Origin of the sequence: Bradyrhizobium brasilense (genome assembly GCF_029714345.1) — a bacterium.
Classification (GTDB): Bacteria; Pseudomonadota; Alphaproteobacteria; order Rhizobiales; family Xanthobacteraceae; genus Bradyrhizobium; species Bradyrhizobium australafricanum.
The window spans coordinates 8,693,613-8,713,333 of sequence record NZ_CP121669.1 but is presented as its reverse complement, the minus strand read 5'-3'; the positions used below and the strand labels follow the sequence as shown (position 1 = coordinate 8,713,333).

The window sequence follows — 19,721 nt, the reverse complement described above, 5'->3', positions numbered from 1 at the left end:
CGGAATGAGAATTCGTTATTGTTGCCAATGATTTGCGGCGCAAGGTAACTATTCGGCGATTTTTTGAAAGGCGACCGATTGCGGTCGCTCACGCATATTGCCGAGGTCCTTGTGTCGAATCCCGTTGTTCTGACGCTGACGACCAGCGATCCGCTCCACGATTATCTCCAGCTCTACAACGCGATCTCGGCGATCAGCGTCGGCGGTGGTCTGGCTGCGGCCAACACCGATTACGTCATCAACTTCTCGCTCTCGTCCGGCGCGCGCACGCTGCAATTGCTGGACGATCTGCCGGCCATCAATCTGATGAACGGCTCAACGCTGACCTTCGACGGCAACTCCGACTACAACAATCAGCTCGGCGGACAGGACTATAGCGACGTCATCGACGCGCGCGGCTACCAAGGCTTCGTCGTCACCTCAGGCACGGTGACGTTCAAGAACCTCACAATCGTCAACGCGGTTGCGAGCGGCGGCAATGGCGGGGTCGGCGGTGGCGGCGGCGGCGCGGGTCTCGGCGGCGGCCTGTTCGTCGGACAGAACGCCAACGTCACGCTGAACAATGTCAATTTCGGCAGCAACACCGCGAAAGGCGGCAATGGCGGCGCGGTCGATCCGGCCGGCGGTGGCGGTGGTGGCGGCGGCATCGGTGCCGATGGCGGCAGCGGCAATGGTGGTGGCGGTGGTGGCGGCGGCTTCGGTGGCCAGGACTATTACGGCTATCACGGCACCGGCGGCAACGGTTACAGCGAGGCGGGCTCCGACAGCCAGCATCCCTCGACCGGGGCGCAGACCGCGGGCGGCACGCCGGCGACGATCGAAGGTGCGGCGGGCGGCGGACAGGGCGCCGACAATTACGGCGGCTCAGGCTACGGCGCACATGCCGGCGGTGGCGCGAGTGGCGGCGGTGGTGGCGGCGGTGTCGGTGGTGGCGGCGGCGGCATCGGCGGCGCCAACTCGGTCGGCGGCGGCCCCTCGGGCACCCTGATCGGCTTCGGCGGCGCCGGCGGCATGGGCGGCGGTGGCGGCGGCGGCATTTATGGCGGCGGCAATGGTGGTTTCGCCGGCGGTGGCGGCGGCTCCGGCAACGGCAGCGGATACGCGCATACCGGCGGCAATGGCGGCTTCGGCGGTGGCGGCGGCGGTTCGAACGGCACACCCGGCACCGGCGGCTTCGGCGCGGGCAGCGGCTCGCTCGCCGGCGGCGGTGGCGGCGGCCTTGGCGCCGGCGGTGACATCTTCGTTCAACAAGGCGGCACGCTGACCGTCATCGGCGGCACCTTGATGGATGCGACCGAGATCGGCGGCACCGGCGCCAATGGTGCGGGCAACGGCTCCGCCTATGGCGACATCTTCATCCAGGGCACGATGGTGGTCACGCCGACGCACGCCATCTCCTCCCCCTTCGCAGGTGGGCCGACGATATCGACGACGCTCACGATAGCTGACACGATCGCCGACGAACGTGGCATCAGCGGCAGCGGCACGACCGGCAAGCTGGTCGTCTCCGGCGGCGGCACGCTGACGCTGACTGGCGCCAGCACTTACGTCGGCGGCACCCAGATCGACGGCGGCAACATCGTCTCGATCACGGCCGACAACAACATCGGCGGCTCGGCCGGCGCGCTGATCCTCAACGGCGGCACACTGACCACGACCGGCGGCTACACCTTCACGCACGATATTCAGCTCACCAGCAATGGCGGCATCTTCGACATCTCGTCCGGCACCATCGCCGACACCGGCTCGATCAGCGGCTCCGGTACGTTCATGCTGTCCGGCGCCGGCACGTTGCAGTTCGGGATGGGGCAGCTCGCCGGGCTGACCGGGACGTTCGGTCTGAGCAGCGCGCATCTGTCGCTGACATCGAGCGGCACTTTCGACGACACGCTCTCGGTCAGCGGCAATTCGATCCTGTCGATCGCGAACGGCAAGACCGTCTCCGACACGGCCCTCGTTACCGGCAGCGGCAATCTCGGCGTCGACGGCGGCGGTACGCTCGTGCTTGGCCATGCCGCCAACACCTACGGAAGCACGACGATCTATTCGGGCACGGTGTGGCTCACCGCGGCCGGCGCCGCCGGAGCCGGCAACATCTCGTTCACGACCGGCATCGCCGGCACGCTGAAGATCGACAATGCCGCGCTGAGCGGCAATGCGTTCACCAACACGATCGCGAACTTCAATCCCGGCCAGTTCATCGATCTGACCGGGCTGCAGTACAACACCCAGAATCCGTCTCTCAACACGGTCAGCCTGTCCGGCAACACGCTCTCGATCTCGAACGGCACCACGACCGATACGCTGACCCTTGCCGGCGTCGGCGCCGGGGCCAGTTTCCAGCTCTCGCAGGACGCCAACGGCGGGACGATCGTGCAGATCGTCTCGACGCGCGTCTTCAACGTCTCCAACGTCGCCGAGCTCAACGCGGCGATCCTGCAGATGGATTCCGGCGGGCAGAACGCCGCGCTGAATGCCAACTACACGATCAACATTACGGCGAACTTCAGCCTGACGTCGGAGCTGTACGCGCTCAATCTCTTGAGCGGATCGAGCGTCACGATCAACGGCAGCGACGGTCATGGCGGCACCTATACGATCGACGGCCTCAACGCGCAGCGCGGCTTCTTCGTCTATGCGGGTAGCGTCAATCTCGAGAACCTGACCATCCAGAACACGGTGGCCGCCGGCGGCGGCGTCGTCCGCGGCGGTGGCGGCGGTGGCGCCGGGCTCGGCGGCGCGCTGTTCGTCTCGTCGAACGGCAGCGCCACCATCGACAACGTCACCTTCCACAACAGCGCCGCGATCGGCGGCAACGGCGGTGCCGGCGGCACTGGCAGTATCAGCTCCGGCTACGGCTACGGCGGTGGCGGCGGGATGGGCGGACGCGGCGGAAGCAGCGGCGGTGGCGGTATCGGCCTCGGCGCTCAGGGCGCGGACAGTGATCTCTTTAGAAGCGGTTCGCCCGGCATTGTCCCCAACAGCGCTGGGGGCGGCAAAGGGAGCGACGGTTACCTGATCTCGATCGGCGGCGGGACCGAGCTTTACTGGTATGGCGGAGCAGGCGGCGCCAATGGCGGTGGCGGCGGCGCGGCGGGGTGGATCGGCAGCGGCGTCCGCGCACCCTATGGCCCGGGCGGCGGTGTCGGCGGCGGCAACGGGGCTGATGGCGGCAATGGCGGCTTCGGTGGTGGCGGCGGCGATGGTGGCAATGGCGGCTTCGGCGGTGGCGGCGGCTACAATGGCGATGGCGGGTTCGGTGGCGGCGGCGGCATCGGCGGTGTTGGCGGTTTCGGCGGCGGCAACGGCGCACCCGGCGGCGGTGGCGGCCTTGGCGCGGGCGGCGACGTTTTCGTCCAGCAAGGCGGTTCGCTGACCATCAAGAGCGGCTCGCTGTCGAACGATTCCGGCTTCAGCGCCGTCAAGGGCGGCACCAACGGCATCGGCCAGGCCAGCGGCTCGGGTTTCGGCTCCGGCATTTTCATCCAGGGCAACAACGATCTCAGCTTCGCGCCCGGCAGCGGCCAGACGCTGACTGTCGCCAACGACATCGCGGACCAGAGCGGCAATGGCGGCACCGGTGCCAATGCGGGCATCGGCGGCCTCGCCATCAGCGGCGGCGGCACCGTCATCCTCGGCGGCAACAACACCTACACCGGCAACACCACCGTCAGCGGCGCCGGCACAAGGGTGTCGATCTCAGCCAACGTCAATCTCGGCGCGGTCACCAACGTGCTGAAGCTGGGCGACGGCACCGGCATCAGCTTCACCGACGGCTTCACGCAGACCCGCAACATCACCGTCGCGGGCGATCCGGTCTTCAACGTCGCCGCGGGCGAGACCGTTACCCAGAGCGGCGTGATCTCCGACGGCGCGACGCCTGGTGATGTCGAGGTGACCGGCGGCGGGCGGCTTGTGCTGTCGGCGCACAACACCTATTCCGGCGGCACCGTCATCAAGGGCTCGATCCTCGAACTGGCGGCGAGCGGTGCGGCGGGAACCGGCGCGATCGCCTTCACCGACGGCAGCACCGAAAAACTCGTGCTCGATGCTGCGGCATTCTCCGGCACCTCGTTTGGCACGTCGATCACCGGCCTTTCCGGCGGCGACACCATCGACTTCGGCAACATCGCCTACGACGCATCGGCGACGCTGTCCTATGCGAACGGCGTGCTCTTGGTGAAGAGCGGTAGCGGCACGACGCTCGCCTCGCTGAACCTGAGTTTTGGCGCCGGCGCCTCGGCCGGCTCGCTGATGCTGGCGTCCGACGGCTCGGCCTCTCCGCATCTGGAAATCCGGTCGCATGCAAGCATCGCCTCGGTCACGGCCGACACCACCGATCACCTCACGATCCTGAATGCCGGCAAGGTCGTGACCATCACCGTCAACTTCAGCAACACGGTGAGCGTGACCGGCACGCCCGAGCTGCTGCTCAGCGACGGCAAGGCCGCGACCTATCTCAGCGGCAGCGGCTCGCAGGCGCTGGTGTTCAGCTACACGGTGCAGGACGGCGACAGCACGTCTGATTTGCAGGTGCAGAGCCTCTCGCTCAACGGCGGCACGATCAGGGATCCCGGCGGCCAGGACGCCGACGTGACCCATGCGGCGACCGATTTGCATCTCGTGATCGACGCGATCGCGCCGACCGTGTCGGTTGCGGCGAGTTCGACCGCGCTGCTGGCCGGGCAGACCTCGACCGTCACCTTCACCTTCTCCGAGGCGGTCACCGGCTTCGCGTTGACGGACACGACGGTGAGCGGCGGCGCGCTGAGCAACCTCGTGCATGTCGGCGTCAACGCCGCGCACCAGGACATATACACGGCAACCTTCACACCCGACGTGACCAACGCCGAGGCGGGCTCGGTGCAGGTCAACGCGTCAAGCTATACCGACAGCGCCGGAAACGCCGGCGCGGCAAGCAGCGCGATCAGCTTCACCGGTGATACCAAGGCGCCGACGGTGGCGGTCTCCGTCGATCACACCACGCTGGTTGCCGGCGATAGTGCGGTTGTCACGTTCACCTTCTCCGAGGCCGTCAGCGGCTTTGGATTGGATGATGTCACGGTCCAGGGCGGTTCGCTGGGCAACCTCACCCATGTCGGCATCGATGGCGCCGGCCACGACGTCTACACCGCGACCTTCACGCCCGACGTGACCAATGCCGAGGCTGGCTCGGTGCAGGTCAATGCATCGAGCTATAGCGATACGGCCGGCAATTCCGGCTCGTCGAGCAACACGATCAACTTCACCGGCGACACCAAGGCGCCGACCGTGTCGGTTTCAGCTGACCATGGTACGCTGCTCGCCGGTCAGACCGCGGTCGTGACCTTCACCTTCTCCGAGGCCGTCGCGGGCTTTGGGCTCGGCGATGTCAGCGTCAGCGGCGGCGCGCTGGGCAGCCTTGTCCATGTCGGCGTCAACGGCGCCGGCCAGGACATCTACACCGCGACCTTCACGCCCGACGTCACCAACGCCGAGGCAGGCTCGGTGCAGGTCAATGCATCGAGCTATAGCGATACGGCCGGCAACGCCGGCGCCGCCAGCAACGCCATCAACTTCACCGGTGACACGCTGGCGCCGACGGTCTCCGTCACGCTCAGTCCCGACACGGTGCTGGCCGGCGACCTCTCCGTCGCGACCTTCACCTTTTCGGAGGCGGTGTCGGGCTTCGCCCTTGGCGACATCACCGTCCATGGCGGCGCGCTGAGCAATCTCGTGCATGTCGGGCTCAACGGCGCTGGGCAGGACGTCTACACCGCGACCTTCACGCCCGATGTCAGCGACACCGAGACCGGCTCGGTGAAGGTGAATGCGTCCGGTTACAGCGATGTGGCCGGCAATGCCGGCGCGGCAAGCAACACCGCCACGGTCGGCGGCGATACGCTGGCGCCGACGGTGTCGATCTCGGCTGACCGTAACGCGCTGCTGGCGGGCCAGACCGCGCTGGTGACGTTCACGTTCTCCGAGCAAATCGCGAGCTTCGCGCTCGGTGACGTCACGGTGCATGGCGGGGCGTTGGGCAATCTGGTCCATGTCGGCGTCAACGCATCGGGCCAGGACATCTACACGGCAATTTTCACGCCGGACGAAAGCAACACTGCAGCCGGTTCGGTGCAGGTCATCGCCGCGAGCTATATGGATACTGCCGGCAATACCGGTGCGGCGAGCGGCACCATCAGCTTCACTGGCGATACCAGGGCGCCGACGGTGTCGGTTGCCGCGAGTCCGAGCACGGTGCTTTCCGGCCAGACTTCGGCCGTCACCTTCACCTTCTCCGAGCAGGTCGCGGGCTTTGCGCTCGGCGACACGGCGGTCGCCGGTGGTGCGCTCAGCAATCTGGTCCATGTCGGGCTCAACGTGTCGGGCCAGGACGTCTACACCGCGACCTTCACGCCCGATATCAACGACGTCGTGGCGGGCTCGATCCGGGTCACCGCCGCAAGCTATGCCGACGTATCAGGCAATATCGGCGCGGCGAGCAATACCGCGACGATCGCCGGCGACACGCATCCGCCGACGGTATCGGTGGTGGCCGATCACACCCTGCTGCACGCCGGCGACGCCGCGCTGATGACGTTCACCTTCTCCGAGGCGGTCGCAGGTTTCGGACTCGGCGACGTCAGCGTCCATGGCGGCCTGCTGGGCAGCCTCGTCCATGTCGGCATCAACGGCGCGGGCCACGATATCTACACCGCGACCTTTACGGCCGATGTCACCGACCATCTGTCGGCCAATCTTTCGGTTGCAGGGGCTAGCTACACCGACATCGCCGGCAACGCCGGCGGAGCAAGCAACGCGGTCAGCTTCACCGGCGACACCAAGGCGCCATCGGCGCCGACGCTGGCACTGCACCGCGACACCGGCGTCTCCAGCGCCGACCACATCACCAGCAATCCGCTGATCGATTACACCAAGTTCGATGCGGCCGACACGCTGCGCTACAAGGCCGACGGCGCGTCGGGCTTCTCCACGGCGGCGCCGGTCTTTACGACTGATGGTATGCACTCCGTCACGGTGCAGGAGGTCGACGCCGCCGGCAATGTCAGCGCATCCTCCAACCTGACCTTCACCCTCGACACCACGGCGCCTCATCTCACCGGAATCACGGCGACGCCCTCCGGTGGCGTCGCGACGCCGGGTTCGCTGGTCCAGCTGACGGTAGGCTTCAACGAGGCGGTCCACGTCAATGGCGGCACGCCGAGCCTGACGCTGAACGATGGCGGCACCGCAATCTACGACGCCGCGGCAACGGTGCTGCTCGGCGATTCCTCGAAGCTGGTGTTCGATCACATCGTGTCGTCGACCGATCGCGCCGGCTCGCTGGCGGTGACCAGCTTCGCCGCCAATGGCGCCGATGTCGTCGACCTGGCCGGCAATGCGGCCTCGCTTTCGGCGGTGTCCGCCGTCTTCGACGCCCTGCATATCAACGAGACCATCGTGCCGGCCTACACACTCGGGGCCATTACCCGGCCGGAATTGCATCTGGATCTGGGCGGTCGCATCATCATGGATGCAACGGCATCGGCATTCGCCGGACATTATGGCATGCAGTACCTGTTCCTCGGCTTGCCGGCGGGAACGCCCCATCAGACCGTTCCCGACTTTCATCTCTGATCGCAGCGCGGCCGGAAGCTCCGGCGCGGCGCTTCATTCCGCTTAGCGGAAAACAGATTGCTGCCGCTGCGGCTTGCTGCAGTGCAGGCCATGCGGCATGATCCGGCCCTCGAAACGGACCTGATGGAACGAGGTCCGCGCTGCAAGGGAGGATTGGAATGAGACGAGTTTTGGCCGGCGTGTTGGCCTGTGCGTTTGCGATCTCGGCGAATGCGTCGCTGGCGCAGGACAAGCCTCCGCTGAAGCTCGGCGGCATCCTCGATATGTCGAGCCTCTATGCCGACATCACCGGCTCGGGCAGTGAAACCGCCGCCAAGATGGCGGTGGAGGATTTCGGCGGCGAGGTGCTCGGCCGCAAGGTCGAGATCGTGGTCGGCGACCATCTCAACAAGGCCGACCTCTCCGCCAACATCGCCCGCGACATGATCGACAACCAGGGCGTCGAGATGATCTTCGACGTCGCAGCATCCGCGACCGCGCTCGCGGCTGCCGAGATCGCCAAGGCGCGCAACAAGATCATCATGTTCAACGGTCCGGGCTCGATCCGCCTCTCCAACGAGGCCTGCGGCCCCTATACCGTGCACTACGTGTTCGACACCTTCGCGCAGGCCAACGTGACCGGCCTTGCCGCGGTGAAATCCGGTCTTGATACTTGGTTCTTCCTCACCGCGGACTACGCGTTCGGCCAGGACCTGGAAAAGGATACCAGCAATGTCGTGGTAAAGTCGGGCGGCAAGGTGCTCGGCAGCGTGCGGCATCCGATCAATACCTCGGATTTCTCGTCCTTCCTGCTGCAGGCGCAGGCCTCGAAGGCCAAGGTGATCGGCCTTGCCAATGCCGGCGGCGACACCATCAACGCGATCAAGCAGGCGGCGGAATTCGGCCTCACCAAGAGCGGCCAGAAACTGTCGCCGCTATTGGCCTTCGTCACCGACATCGACAGCGTCGGGCTCGATACCGCGCAAGGCCTGTTGCTGGCGGAAGCCTTCTACTGGGATCTCAACGACGACAGCCGCGCCTTCACGAAGCGCTTCATGGAACGCACCAAGCGGGTGCCGACTTCGGCACAGGCCGGCGTCTATTCCTCGGTGACGCACTATCTCAAGGCGGTGAAGGCCGCCGGCACCACCGATGCGGCCGCCGTCATGAAGGTGATGAAGGAGACCCCGATCAACGACATGTTCACCAAGAACGGCAAGATCCGCGAGGACGGCCGTATGGTGCACGACATGTATTTGTTCGAGGTCAAGAAGCCGTCGGAATCGAAGGGCCGCTGGGACGACTACAAGCTGGTGGCGACCGTGCCGGGCGACCAGGCCTTCCAGCCGCTGTCGGAGTCGCGCTGCCCACTGGTGAAGAAATAACGCTGCGACAACCAACAACAACGAAAGGCAAAACGCCATGAGCGATAATCAGATGGTCCTCCAATCTCTCGACAAGGGCCTGCTCACCATCACCATGAACCGTCCCGATCGGCGCAACGCGCTCAATCCCGACATGACGCGCGGCCTCGTCGAGGCGGCGCGGCGCGCGCAGGACGATACCGAGGTGCGTGCCGTGCTGATCCGGGGCGCCGGCGGCACCTTCTGCGTCGGCGGCGACGTCAAGTCGATGGCGGAAGGCCGCGCACCGCTGCCGTTCGAGGCCAAGATGGCCAATCTGCGCCGCGGCATGGAGGTCTCGCGCATCCTGCACCAGATGCCGAAGCCGGTGGTGGCGCAGCTCGACGGCGCGGCGGCCGGCGCCGGGCTTTCGATCGCGCTGTCCTGCGATCTCCGCATTGCCAGCGCCTCCTGCAAGGTCACCACCGCCTTCGCCAAGGTCGGCTTCTCCGGCGACTACGGCGGCACCTATTTCCTGACCAAGATGCTCGGCAGCGCCAAAGCGCGCGAGCTCTACATGATGTCGCCGGTGCTGTCGGCGCAGGAAGCCTACAACCTCGGCATGGTTTCCAAGGTGGTGCCCGATGCCGATGTCGAGGCCGAGACGCTGGAACTGGCGCGCTCGCTGGCGCAGGGCCCGTCGGTGGCGCTCGGCTACATCAAGCGCAACATCAACAATGCCGAGACCATGACGCTGGAAGCCTGCTTCGACGGCGAGGCGATCCACCACACGCGTGCCGGCGAGACCACCGACCACAAGGAGGCGGCCAAGGCCTTCGTCGAGAAGCGCAAGCCCACCTTCCAGGGGCAGTAGACCATGGCCGAGTACATGCGGCTGCGGCAGATCTGCCTGGTGGCGCCGCAGCTTGCGCCCGTCATCGCTGATATCTCCGCGATCATGGGCCTCGACGTCTGCTATCGCGACGGCAATGTCGCGAAATACGGCCTCGAGAACGCGCTGCTGCCGGTCGATACCATCCTGCTCGAGGTCGTCGCTCCGTTCCAGCCGGGGCCGGGCACGGCGGCCGGCCGCTTCATCGAGAAGACCGGCGGCCGCGGCGGCTATATGGCGATCTTCACTTGCGAGGATCCCGACGCGCGCGGCGCCAAGGCCAACGCGATGGGCGTGCGCACCGCCAACGTGATCACGCACGCGCCGTATCACGGCGTGCAACTGCACCCGCGCGACTGCCGCGCCGCCTTCATCGAGTTCAACCACACCGACGGCAGCGACGACATCCTGGGACCGTACCCGCCGGCCGGCCCGGACTGGCAGAAGTCGATCCGCAAGGACACGACGCTGTCGTTGACCGAGGTCGTGATGCAGAGCCCCGAGCCTGAGGCGTTGGCGGCGCATTGGGGCAGGATCATCGGCATTCCCGCCGATGGTACCGTGGTGAAGCTGCCGAACAGCACCTTCCGCTTCGTCAAGGGCGACAGCGAGATCATGAGCGGCTTGACGTTCAAGGTCGCCGACAAGGCGAAGGTGCTGGAGGCCGCGAAAGCCAAAGGCTGTGCGGTGAAGGGCGATGAGTTCCAGCTCTGCGGCGTGACGTTCAAGCTGACGGCGTGACGTCGTAGCCCGGATGCAGCGAAGCGAAATCCGCGACCGCGCTCTTCGCGGATAGACCGTTCCCGGATTGCGCTGCGCTGCATCCGGGCTACGCATCTTTCTCCCGTCGTCCTGAGGAGCGCGGAACGCGCGTCTCGAAGGATGCACGGCCCGGCTGGTGGCCGTTCATCCTTCGAGACGGCCGCTGCGCGGCCTCCTCAGGATGACGGGCGAATGATTGAGCTCGCTGTAGCGATCCAATATCGTGGCGCGCAACAACAACAATCGGGAACACGCCCCCATGCCGCATCCGCTCGATACCTTCTTCGCACCAAAGAGCATCGCGCTGATCGGCGCCTCGCGCGATCACGAGAAGATTCCCGGGCGGCTGCTCGCGATGTTGCGCAAGAACGGCTATCCCGGCGCGCTCTATCCGATCAATCCGAACTATGACGAGATTGACGGGCTGAAATGCTTCAAATCGGTCGCCGAGATCGGCGCGCCGATCGATCTTGCCGTTATCGTCATTCCCGCCCGTGCGGTGCTGCCGGCGCTGGAGCAATGCGCGGCGGCCGGTGTGAAGAACGCGGTCATCATCTCGTCCGGCTTTGCCGAGGAAGGTGGCGACAGCGCTGACATGCAGGACGCGATCGTCGCGCTGGCGAAGCGGACCGGGATGCGGATCAGTGGGCCGAACGCCGAAGGGTTTTACAGCCAGGCGCAGAAGGTCGCCGCGACCTTCAGCCCGACCGTCGACGTCAAGCCGGACGCCCCCGATCTGGTCGCCGGCAAGCGGCGGATCGGCATCGTCGCGCAGAGCGGCGGCATCGGCTTTGCGATCTATCATCGCGCCAAGGCGCTCGGGGTTGCGCTCAGCTATGTCGTCAGCGCCGGCAATGAGAGCGATCTCGGCGCCGGCGAGTTCCTCGACTACATGGTGCAGGATGCCTCGACCGACGTGATCCTGCTGTTCATCGAGGGTGTCCGCGACGTCGACAAGTTCCTGGCGGCGGCGAAGCGCGCGGCAGAGCTCAAAAAGCCTGTCATCGTAACTAAAGTGGGCCGCTCCGGCGCCGGCGAGCGCGCGGCGGCCTCGCACACCGCGAGCATGGCCGGCTGGTCGGCGGCCTATGACGCGGTGTTCGCGAAATACGGCTTCATCGTCTCCAACGACCTCGACGAGGCCGTGACCATTGCCGCGGTTCTGACCACCAATCCGCTGCCGAAGGGCGATCGCGTCGCGGTGCTGACGGTGTCAGGTGGCGCCGGCATCTGGGGCGCCGATACCGTCTCGATGCAGGGCCTGCGCGTGCCGGAGCTTTCAGCCGCGATCCAGAGCCAGATCAAGCAATGGATGCCGTCCTACGGAGCGGCGGGCAATCCGGTCGACGTGACCGCGCAGGGCGTGTCATCCGGCGGACTGCAGAAGAGCATCGAGCTGTTCGACACGTCTGATGAAGTGGACGCGACGCTGGTCGTGCTGTCGCTGTCGAGCGAGACGCGGATGCCGTTCAAGGAAGCCGAGCTGAAGCCGGTGATCGCGGCGCAGAACAAGCCGCTGGTGTTCTATTCCTACACGCTGCCGTCGCAATTCGCGCGGCAGGAGCTGGCGAAGTCGGGCGTGGTGGTGCTCTTGGGACTGACCCATGTCGGCGTCGCAATGCGGCGGCTGGCGGACTATGCCGCCTTCGAGCCTGCGCCGGAGATCTCGGCATCAGCGTCGCCGGCGCACGATCTCTCCATGCATCTCACGTCGAAGACGTTGTCGGAATATGACAGCAAATCGCTGCTGCGCGCGGCCGGCATTGCGCTGCCGGATGAGGTGCTGGTGACCGACCGCGACGGGCTCGACGCTGCGATCGAGCGCGCCGGATTTCCACTGGTCATGAAGATCCAGTCGCCCGCGATCGCGCACAAGAGCGAGGTCGGCGGCGTCCGCGTCAACATCGCCGCCAAGGGCGCGGCATTCACGGCCTATCGCGACATGCTGGAGACGGCGCAAAAGCAGCGGCCGGGCGCTGAAATCCAGGGCGTGCTGGTCGGGCCGATGGCGAAGAAGGGCGTCGAGATCATCATCGGCACCATGCTGGACGCGACCTTCGGGCCGATGGTGATGGTGGGGCTCGGCGGCATCACCACCGAACTGTTCAAGGACGTGGTCTATCGCCCCGCGCCGGTGAGCGTGGCTGAAGCGAGCACGATGCTTGAGACGCTGAAAGCCGCGCCGCTGCTGCACGGCTTCCGCGGCACGCCGAAGGCGGATGTCGCGGCACTCGCCCGATTGATCTCGCAGATTTCAGTGCTGGCGGCGCAGCACCGAGGCGAGATCGCCGAGATCGAGGTCAATCCGGTGCTGGTGCACCCCGAGGGGCAGGGCGTCACGATCGTCGATGCGCTGGTGGTGCCGAGGGGTTAGCTAGATATCTCCCCGGTGTCGTCCCGGCGAAGGCCGGGACCCATAACCACCGAAGTGAGTTGTAAGAGAAGCCGACGCCGCTTGTGCCCCTTCCATGGGCCGCGGCGGATGGGTCCCGGCTTTCGCCGGGACGACCCGTGGAGAGAGCGGCGCTTGCGGCTACCGCCCCTTGAAGTTGGCGACGCGACGCTCGGCGGTGGCCTTGACGCCTTCCTTGAAGTCTTCGGTCGCGCGCAGCTTGGTCTGCTCGGCGAGCTCATGGTTGGTTGCGGCGAGCACGCGGTCGGCAAGGCCGGCGCGCATGGTGGCGCGGGTCGAGACCAGGCCGAGCGGCGAGCACTCGGCGATCTCCTGCGCGAGCTTCATCGCTTCCGCCCGTACCTGATCCTGCGGCACCAGCACATTGGCGAGGCCCCAGCGATAGGCTTCTTCGCCGGTGACGCGGCGGCTGGTGTAGAACATCAGCTCGGCATTGTTCTTGCCGATCAGCTCCGGCAGCGTTGCGGTGAGGCCGAAGCCCGGATGGAAGCCGAGCTTGGTGAAATTGGCCGAGAAGCGCGCCTCGGGACAGGCGACGCGGAAGTCGGCCGAGACGGCAAGGCCGAGGCCGCCGCCGATCGCGGCGCCATGGATCGCCGCGACGATCGGCTTCTTGTTGCGGAAGATGCGCACCGCCTGAACGTAGAGATGGTTGATCGGCAGGTTGGAAGCCGGATCGCTCTTGGCGCGCTCCTCCTGCTCCTGGCGGGCCGGATCGCCGAAATTGGCACCGGCGCAGAACGCCTTGCCCTGGGCTGCGAGCACCGAGGCGCGGATCTCGATATTGTTGTCGAACTCCTCCAGCGCGTCGGCGATCTGGTTGATCAGTGCGACGTCGAAGAAATTCAGCGGCGGCTTGCGAATTTCGATCAGGCCGACATGGCCGTGGGTTTCGACGCCGATATCAGTGTACTTGGTCATGATCTGTCCTCGTTGAATTAGCGCAGGCGAGCCCGCGCGGCTAGCGCAGACCAAGTCCGCGGGCGATGATGCCGCGCAGCACTTCGGTGGTGCCGCCCTGGATCGTCAGCTTGGGCGCGGTCTTGATGGCGAAATCGAGCTGCTTTTCCAGCGTCTCGCGGTTGGTCGCGGTCTCCTCGACGAACGCGGCGAGATCGCGCACGCGATGCGGCAGCTGCTGCTCCCACACCGTACCGATGTCCTTGACGATCGACGCCTCCACCACCGGCTCCTTGCCGGCCTGCAGCATGCCGGCGACCGACACCGACATGCGGCGCATGGTGTGCACCTGCGCCACCAGGCGTCCGATGCCCTCGGCGCTGCGGGTGTCCGGGTTCTTGCCGACCGCGCGTACGAGCTCGGTGAGCACGTAATAAGTCTCGAGAAACCGCTCGGGACCACTTCGCTCATAGGCGAGCTCCGACGTTGCCTGCTTCCAGGCGCCGTCGACCTCGCCCAGCACGTGATCGTCGGGCACGAAGTAGTCGGTGAACACGACCTCGTTGAACTCGAACTGCCCGGTGATCTGGCCGATCGGATTCACCTGGATGCCCGGCTGCTTCATCTTGACCAGGAACTGGGTCAGGCCGTGGCGGCGGTTTTCCTTGGTCGGCGGCGAGGTGCGGAAGATCGCGATCATGTAGTCGGCGATGTGCGCCGACGAGGTCCAGATCTTGGTGCCGTTGATCAGGTAGCCGCCGTCGGTCTTGGTCGCGCGGGTCTTCGCCGCGAACAGGTCGGACCCGGAGTTCGGCTCGCTCATGCCGATGGCGAAGCAGACCTCGCCGCGGCAGATGCGCGGCAGGATATCCATCTTGATGTGCTCGGGCGCGTATTTCAGCAGCACCGGCCCGCTCTGGCGGTCGGCGACGAAGAAGCGCCGGGTCGGCGCGTTCGCCACCCGCATCTCCTCGGTCACCACGTAGCGCTCGAGGAACGAGCGTTCCTGGCCGCCATATTTCTTCGGCCAGGTCATGCCGAGCCAGCCCTTGGCGCCGACGCGGCGGGAGAATTCCGGCGCGTCATTGTCCTCGCGGTTCGGCGCGTGGGGATCGAAGGTGCCGGCGGCGATTTCCTCGGCGAGGAAGGCGCGCACTTCCTTGCGGAGCTGCTCGCACTTTTCCGGCAGGCGGATCGGATCGAAACGAAGGGCTGCAGTCATGATGTCCAGTCCTGATCTATCTGCCTGATCTCAGCGCGAAGCCACCAGCGGCCACAATTCATCGGCGCCACGATTCGCGACGAGCTTGCCGAGCTCGACCGCCCAGTAGCTCTCCGAGCCGAAATCGTCGCGCCAGGCCAGCGCCCGCAGCGAATAGCGGTGCAGGATGTGCTCGATGGTGAAGCCGATCGCGCCATGCACCTGATGCGCGATGCCGCTGCCCTTCTCTGCCGCTTCCGAGCAGCGGACCTTGGCCGCTGCGGCTTCCAGGAACACCGCATCAGTGTCCAGCGACCTGGCGTTCACGATCGTGTCCGCCGCCGAGGTCGCGGCGGCGAGTGCCGCGGCGTTTTCGCCGGCGAGCCGGGCGAGGTTGTGCTGCACCGCCTGGAATTTCGAGATCTTCTTCTCGAAGGCGACACGCTCGTTGGAATAGCGCACCGAAATGTCGAGCATCGCTTCCAGCGCGCCGGCGATCTGGAGTGACCGCACCACGCCGCCCATCAGCATCAGCGTGGTCTGGTCAAAGCCCTTCGGCGCCGGCCTGGTGGTGACCGGCTGCACCTTGTCGAGCGTGACAATGTCGTTGTGATCGCCGCCGAGCCCGACGCCGGATTCGATCCGGCACTTCGCGGCATCGACCAGCGCGACCGACACGCCGCCATTGCCGCTTGCCAGCACCGCGAAATGTTTTGCGTCCTTGGCAAACGGCACACCGCGGGCACGGCCGGAGAGCGAGCCATCGGCGTTGAGCGTCACGCGGTCCTTCGGGCTTGCGGGGAGCACGGTCATCTCGCCGTCCGGGGAGTTGATCCTGGCTTGCGTCAGCAGCCAGCCGGCCAACATTGTTTCGGCCAGCGGAACAGCGATCGCATGCCGCCCGGCGACGTTGAGGACGCTGAATCCTTCGGCGAGGCTGGCGCCGGAGCCGCCGAGATCGTCGGGCACCCAGGACAGCGGCAGGCCGGCTTCGGTCAGCGCCTGCCACAGCGGCGCCTTCCACGCGCCCTGCTTGTCGTGATTGATGGTTTGGGCATCCGCGAGATCGGCGAAAATCTTTTCCGCGGTCTCGGCGACGATGTTTTCACTCTCCGCCACAGCGTTCCTCGTGTTGATTGGCTCGGGCTGGCTGTTCGGCCATGCCCTGCTTGCGATGTTGTCTTGCGCTCAATGATGCGGAAAAGCCATAGCCGTGACAAGCGCTGCCCGCAGGGCCACTTGCGCGGACGGCATGAAGCCCGACGCGGCGCATGAATTCCGCATAGTGAACTTTCGATTGTCCCCGTTTGTATGCCACGCACTCGCGCAAACCGGCCGCCGACATAAGTTCAGTCCGCCAGATGAAACTCGATCGCCTTCCGCATCAGGTCGGCGAACTCGGTCTCCTGGGTGACCAGCGCGTCGTTCAATCCGGCCACGCACAGCACCAGCGGTTCGTTCGATTCCGCAATCGGCGGCAGGTTCATGGCGACGGCGCCCGCGCCCGGCGTGACCAGGCCGAGCGAGAAGGCGTGCCCCTTGGCGCGGACCTTCTTCAGCTCAAGCAGCAGCGCCTTGATGTCGACCTGACGATCGGGCCGGCTCTCGTTGGCGTTGATCAGGCGCACCAGGCGGCGCACCTCCTTGTCCGGATAGGCCGACAGCAGCGCGTAACCCGACGCGGATCGCGCCAGCGGCCGCAGCGTTCCGGCCTTGACATACAGCCGCATCGGCAGCTTGGCCTGAATGATATGGACATACTGCGCGCTGAGCCCGTTGCGCACCGCGAGCATGATGGTCTCTCCGGTCCGCGCGGAGAGCTCTTCCATCAGATTGACCAGGCGTCCCTTCGTGAACAACGCCGGGCTCAGCCAGTGCCCCAGCATCGAGATCCGCGGCGTCGGGATATAGGTGCGGCGGCTGGTGTCATAGTGGAGATAGCCGAACGCCGTCATCGTCCGCATCAACGCCGAGGTGCTGGATTGCGGGAACTTGAGCGCGGCCGCGACCTCGATGGCGGAGGCGGCGCGCTGGTGCTCCTCGAAGAATTCGAGCACGTCGAACACGCGCCGCGCCGACTTGACTGCATTGTCCATCTTCGGCAGGTCGCGCGAGGTGTCGCCGGGGAAATCGGGGCGGTCGAAAGTCCGCGCGCCGGCAGCCGTGCCGGCCTTCGCTACATCCTTCTTCGCCACCGGCATCGCTATCGTCCCTGCTGCGCCACCCGCCGCTTCAGCCACCAGCCATATTGCTCCGGCCAACTCGTCCACTCCGGATCGCATCCGAGCGCAAGCGCCGTCTGCGCGGGCCAGTTCGGATTCCACAGCAGTTCGCGGCCGAGCGCAATAAGCGTCGCCTTGCCATCACGCAAAATGGCCTCCGCGTAGTCCGGCTCGCGGATCAGCCCGACTGCCACCGTCGGCATGCCGGCCTCCTTCTGGATACGTTCGGCGAACGGCACCTGGAAGCCCGGGGTGCGCGACACCAGCGAATTGCCGCGCGGCAGCTTCATGCCGCCGGACGAGCAGTCCACCATATCGATCCCGATCGCCTTCAGCTCGGTCGCAAACGCGATCGAGTCCTCGATCGACCAGCCGATGTCGACGCCGTCGACCGACGAGATGCGGACGAAGGCCGGCAGATGGCTGGGCCACTCCTCGCGCATGATCGCCGCGATCCGCAGCGGCAGGCGCATGCGGTTCTCGCGCGACCCGCCATACTCGTCGTTGCGGTTGTTCGCCAGCGGCGACAGGAACGAGTGCATCAGATAGCCGTGCGCGCAGTGCAGCTCGATGACGTCGTAGCCGGCGGCCCTGGCACGGCGAAACGCCTGGCGATAGTCGTCCACCAGAGCATCGATCTGCTCTGACGTCATCATCTGCGGTGCCGGCCAGCCGTCGTCGAAGGGAATGCCGCTTGAGGCCGCGATCTGCCACGGGCCTTCGCCGCGCGCCTTGATGTCGGCTTCGCCGAGCGGGTTGCCGCCTTCCCACGGCCGCTGCGAGGAGCCTTTCCGGCCGCCATGGGCGATCTGGATCGCGGCCTTGGCGTTGAAGCTGTGGATCAGCGCGGCGAGGGCGGCGTGGTCCGCGATGTGTGCATCGTCCCAGATGCCGAGGCATCCATGGGTGATGCGCCCCTGGGTGTTCACTGAGCTCTGCTCGACGAACACGAGGCCGGCGCCGCCGGCGGCGAGCTTGCCGATATGCGCGGTGTGCCAATCGGTGGCGCGCCCCTCCTGCGCCGAATAGGTCGCCATCGGCGAGACCATGATCCGGTTCTTCAGTTCGAGGTCGCGCAGTTGCAGCGGGGTGAACAGCAGCGGCAGCTCAGTCATGGGATGTCCAGCCTTGCCTGTGGTTTCTTGCCTGTGGTGTGTGGATTCGTGCGCGCAGTCATTTCTTCAGCAGCGGACAGGCGCTCTCCTCCGGCGTCGCAAACGCCTCCTTGCCCGGAATCACCTGAACCAGCTTCTCGTAATCCCAGGCGCCCTTCGATTCGGCCGGCGATTTCACCTGCACGAGATACATATCGTGGATGAGCTGGCCGTCCTCGCGCAGGAATGCGTTGCGGGCAAAGAAATCGTCGATCGGCATGTCCTTCATCTGCGCGATCACCTTGGGGCCGTCGTCGGTGCCCGACTTCTCGACCGCCTTGAGATAGTTCATGACCGCGGAGTAGAGGCCGGCCTGCACCATGGTCGGCCGCTTCTTGGTCCTGGCCATGAAGCGCGCGGCAAAGTCGCGGGTCTTGTCGTCGAGATCCCAATAAAAGGCGGTCGCGAGCTGCAGCCCCTGGGCGGCCTGCAAACCGATCGCGTGGATGTCGCTGGTCTGCATCAGGAAGGCCGCGAGCTTCTGCGTGTGTGCCATCCCGAATTCCTGCGCCTGCCGAATCGAGTTGGCGAGATCGCCGCCGGTGTTGGCAAAGGCGATCACGTCAGCCTTCGAGCTTTGGGCCTGCAGCAGATAGGACGAGAAGTCCATGCTGTTGAGCGGATGCCGCACCTCGCCGGCGATGCTGCCGCCGACCTTCTCCACGGTCCTGGCCGCGTCGTTGCGCAGGGCGTGGCCGAAGGCGTAGTCGACCGTGACGAAGTACCAGCTCTTCGCGCCCGACTTGGCCAGCGCCCGAACCGTGCTGTTGGCGAGCGCATAGGTGTTGTAGGTCCACTGCACCGAATTCGCCGAGCAGCCCTTTCCGGTCAGATCGGAGGAGCCGGCCGACGACACCAGCATCGCCTTGTTCTTCTGCTTGGTGAGCTCGAGCACGGCGAAGGCGACGGCGGAATTGGCGAAATCGACGATGACGTCGACATTCTCCTGCTCATACCAGCGCCGCGCGATGCCGGCGCCGATGTCCGCCTTGTTCTGATGGTCGGCATCGACCATCGCGATCGGCTTGCCCAGCACCTTGCCGCCGAAATCCGCGATCGCCATCCGGACCGCTTCGACCGCTCCGGGGCCGGCGGCGTCGGCGTAGAGGCCGGCCTGATCGGTCAGCACGCCGATCTTCACCGCGTCGTCGGAGATCTGCGCGTGGGATGGCGCGGCGAAGGCGACTGAGAGGATTGCAGCGCTCGCGGCGATCCATCCGTATCTCGATGTCATTGTCCTT

11 protein-coding genes are annotated in these 19,721 nt (G+C 66.0%); 5 read left to right on the top strand and 6 right to left on the bottom strand.

The features are described from left to right. Positions 1-111: 111 nt before the first annotated feature. From QA635_RS40360 to QA635_RS40340, 5 genes are all read left to right on the top strand, one after another. On the top strand, positions 112-7,614 hold the full coding sequence (locus QA635_RS40360; RefSeq protein WP_283065619.1) for an Ig-like domain-containing protein: 7,503 nt from the start codon (positions 112-114) through the stop codon (positions 7,612-7,614). A 158-nt stretch (positions 7,615-7,772) separates the two neighbouring features. Next, a complete protein-coding gene (locus QA635_RS40355; RefSeq protein WP_092083161.1) occupies positions 7,773-8,978 on the top strand; it encodes an ABC transporter substrate-binding protein in 1,206 nt (401 codons plus the stop codon). A 37-nt stretch (positions 8,979-9,015) separates the two neighbouring features. Beyond that, positions 9,016-9,810 (top strand): enoyl-CoA hydratase, encoded by a 795-nt coding sequence (locus tag QA635_RS40350; RefSeq protein ID WP_283065617.1) that lies wholly within the window; start codon positions 9,016-9,018, stop codon positions 9,808-9,810. Positions 9,811-9,813: 3 nt separating this feature from the next. Next, the gene (locus QA635_RS40345) at positions 9,814-10,569 is read left to right on the top strand and encodes a VOC family protein (protein WP_283065616.1); all 756 of its coding nucleotides are present in this window, start codon (positions 9,814-9,816) and stop codon (positions 10,567-10,569) included. A gap of 280 nt (positions 10,570-10,849) precedes the next feature. Next, the gene (locus QA635_RS40340; protein ID WP_283065614.1) at positions 10,850-12,964 is read left to right on the top strand and encodes an acetate--CoA ligase family protein; all 2,115 of its coding nucleotides are present in this window, start codon (positions 10,850-10,852) and stop codon (positions 12,962-12,964) included. Between the two features lie 159 nt (positions 12,965-13,123). On the opposite strand, the gene QA635_RS40335 is transcribed toward QA635_RS40340, so the two are convergent. The 6 genes from QA635_RS40335 to QA635_RS40310 all read right to left on the bottom strand — a co-directional run bounded on the left by QA635_RS40335 (position 13,124) and on the right by QA635_RS40310 (position 19,714). After that, a complete protein-coding gene (locus QA635_RS40335; protein WP_028341859.1) occupies positions 13,124-13,924 on the bottom strand; it encodes an enoyl-CoA hydratase/isomerase family protein in 801 nt (266 codons plus the stop codon). Between the two features lie 40 nt (positions 13,925-13,964). Beyond that, positions 13,965-15,125, bottom strand: a complete 1,161-nt coding sequence (locus tag QA635_RS40330; protein ID WP_018269158.1) for an acyl-CoA dehydrogenase family protein — start codon at positions 15,123-15,125, stop codon at positions 13,965-13,967. 30 nt (positions 15,126-15,155) lie between these two features. Then, positions 15,156-16,223: an acyl-CoA dehydrogenase family protein gene (locus QA635_RS40325; RefSeq protein WP_283065607.1), complete on the bottom strand. Its 1,068-nt coding sequence runs from the start codon at positions 16,221-16,223 to the stop codon at positions 15,156-15,158. A 230-nt stretch (positions 16,224-16,453) separates the two neighbouring features. Continuing rightward, positions 16,454-17,305 carry an IclR family transcriptional regulator gene (locus QA635_RS40320; RefSeq protein WP_283065605.1) on the bottom strand — a complete coding sequence of 284 codons (852 nt, stop codon included), beginning with the start codon at positions 17,303-17,305 and terminating at the stop codon, positions 16,454-16,456. 2 nt (positions 17,306-17,307) lie between these two features. Further along, positions 17,308-18,441 carry an NADH:flavin oxidoreductase/NADH oxidase gene (locus QA635_RS40315; RefSeq protein ID WP_283065603.1) on the bottom strand — a complete coding sequence of 378 codons (1,134 nt, stop codon included), beginning with the start codon at positions 18,439-18,441 and terminating at the stop codon, positions 17,308-17,310. A 58-nt stretch (positions 18,442-18,499) separates the two neighbouring features. Continuing rightward, on the bottom strand, positions 18,500-19,714 hold the full coding sequence (locus QA635_RS40310) for an ABC transporter substrate-binding protein (RefSeq protein WP_283065601.1): 1,215 nt from the start codon (positions 19,712-19,714) through the stop codon (positions 18,500-18,502). Positions 19,715-19,721: the final 7 nt, after the last annotated feature.